The organism is Sphaerisporangium melleum (assembly GCF_014646695.1).
Taxonomy (GTDB): Bacteria; Actinomycetota; Actinomycetes; order Streptosporangiales; family Streptosporangiaceae; genus Sphaerisporangium; species Sphaerisporangium melleum.
In genome coordinates this window covers 188579-189364 of record NZ_BMNT01000015.1, presented here as the reverse complement: position 1 = coordinate 189364, position 786 = coordinate 188579, and the positions used below count along the sequence as shown (strand labels likewise).

General features: G+C 67.9%; 1 protein-coding gene and 2 pseudogenes. All 3 read right to left on the bottom strand.

The annotated features are described in order from the left end of the window. A pseudogene (locus IEY93_RS38155) lies at positions 1-164 on the bottom strand (ATP/GTP-binding protein); the annotation flags it as partial. Positions 165-177: 13 nt separating this feature from the next. Then, positions 178-645: a DUF742 domain-containing protein gene (locus IEY93_RS15530; RefSeq protein WP_307837587.1), complete on the bottom strand. Its 468-nt coding sequence runs from the start codon at positions 643-645 to the stop codon at positions 178-180. A gap of 23 nt (positions 646-668) precedes the next feature. Next, positions 669-786 (bottom strand): annotated as a pseudogene (locus tag IEY93_RS15525) (roadblock/LC7 domain-containing protein); the annotation flags it as partial.

The following is a 786-nucleotide window of genomic DNA, read 5'->3' as shown; positions in this document are numbered from 1 at the left end:
GTCGTCGTGGTCTTGTGCGGCGTCAACCCCAGATCATCGATCCCCGCACTCGCGTCCGTCATCACCGCCTCGGTGGTGAGGGGGACGATCTCCGACACAGCGCCGACGAAGGTCGTCTTGCCGACACCGAACCCACCCGCGACGACGATCTTCGTCGACGTCAGCGCCGGGCCCCGGCTAGAGCCTGCGAAGTCCACTGAGAACCCTTTCCAGCAAGTTGAGGTCCGGCTTACCCGTCGTCTCCAGCTGCGGGTGATGCACCTGGACCAGGCCCTCGGCCGCCATGTCGGCGATCACGACGCGAGTCACGCCGAGCGGCATGCGCAGCATCGCGGCGATCTCCGCGACCGACCGCACCTGACGGCACAGCGTACTGATCGCCTGCTTTTCCGGGGTGAGAGTCGCGAGATCTTGATGTACCGAGGTGAGGGAAGAGACGAGGGCTTCAAGGGCGAGCGACGTCTTGGGGGCCGTGCGGCCCCCGGTCATCGCATACGGCCGCACCAGGGAACTGCTCCGTTCCGCAGGCTCCGGCATGGCATGGGAGACCGCCGCGCCGGAGAACCGGCGGACGTCATCGATCGGCGGATACGGCGCGCCGGCGTTCAGCGGGTCGCCGTCATCTGTCCAGCCGCGGCGTGCCACAGCGTCCTCCTGTCATCGGCCCCTCACCTGGGTTGGGACGCCTGGAGCTCGGCGCGTACGGCCGGGGTCAGCACCTGACCCGCACGCTCCACCAGCAACGTCATCTGGTAGGCCACCAGACCCATGTCACAGTCGGCCGCC